Here is a 1,264-nt window from a genome sequence, read left to right on the forward strand (position 1 = left end):
CTGATCCTCCCCCGAAAAAGTGGACGGGGTTAGGCCGCTCTGCGCTCGGCCTCGGCTGGGCTGATGTAGCCCAGGGCTGAGTGCAGGCGGCGGGGATTGTAGAAGCCCTCGATGTACTGGAACAGGTCTCGTCGGGCCTGGTCGCGGGTGGCGTAGACCCGGTGGTGGACGCGCTCGGTCTTGAGGGTGTGGAAGAAGCTTTCCATTGGGGCGTTGTCCCAGCAGTCGCCCTTGCGGCTCATTGAAGGCGTGATGCCGGCGCGGGCCAGGGCCGAGCGGTAGGCCTCGGCGGCGTACTGGATACCGCGGTCGGAGTGGTGGATCAGGCCGGGCGCCGGCCGCTGGCGCTCGATGGCCATCTGCAGCGCGTCGAGGGCGATCTCGACGTGCAGCGTCGGTCGCATGCACCAGCCGACGATCTTGCGGGTGAAGAGGTCGAGCACGGTAGCGAGGTACAGCCAGCCCTCGCCGGTGGGGATGTAGGTGAGGTCGGCGAGCCAGACCTGGTTCGGCGTCTGGGTGGTGAAGTTGCGGCCGAGCCGGTTGGGCGCAATCGGATAGCCATGGCGACTGTCGGTCGTCCGCGTGCGCCGGGGCAGAGCCGCCAGGCCCCGGATGCCGGCCCGGCGCATCAGCCGCTCGATGCGGCTGCGCCCGACGCGGCGGCCGTGGCCGCGCAACACGGCATGCACCCGAGGCGAGCCATAGGTCCCGCTGCTGTCGGCGTGGATCCGGCGGATCTCGTCCAGCAATGCGCGGTTGGCGGCCGCACGCCGGCTCTCTGGCCTGGAGCGCCAGGCGTAGTAGCCGCTGGCCGACAGACCCAGGACCGCGCACATCACCCGAACCGGCCAGACGCTGCGATGCTCATCGACGAACCCGAACTTCATCGGGAGGCCGATCCGAAGATGAGCGCGGCTTTTTTTAGGATGTCGCGCTCCATCCGCAGCCGCTCGTTCTCGCGCCGCAGCCGGGCGTTCTCCGAGGCCAGATCAGACGGCGACGGGGCCGGCGCTTGCGTGGTGGAGCGCCTCGCCGCCCCCGTCGCCTGCGCCCCGAACTGCATCATCCATCGTCGAAGCACCGTCTCGTGCAGACCCAGCTCCCGGGCCACCGCGCCCACCGACAGGCCGCTCACAGCCACCCGGTCGACCGCCTCGCGCTTGAACGTCTCCGGAAACACCCGGCGCGTACCACTCATCTCACACTCCTCTCCAGCTCCTCAGAGCTAGCATGGGTGTCCACCAAACCGGGGGAGGATCAG

Annotated in this window: 1 protein-coding gene; it reads right to left on the reverse strand. The window is 69.1% G+C overall.

The window, feature by feature from the left end:
• Positions 1 to 29: 29 nt before the first annotated feature.
• Positions 30 to 1,201 (reverse strand): IS3 family transposase gene (locus tag AX721_RS04170; RefSeq protein WP_156467001.1). Its coding sequence is split into 2 segments (ribosomal slippage): positions 30 to 928 and positions 928 to 1,201, totalling 1,173 coding nucleotides; the frame shifts between segments, so codons are not numbered across the junction.
• Positions 1,202 to 1,264 lie beyond the last annotated feature (63 nt).

This window comes from Phenylobacterium sp. CCH9-H3, assembly GCF_001557235.1.
Classification (GTDB): Bacteria; Pseudomonadota; Alphaproteobacteria; order Caulobacterales; family Caulobacteraceae; genus Phenylobacterium.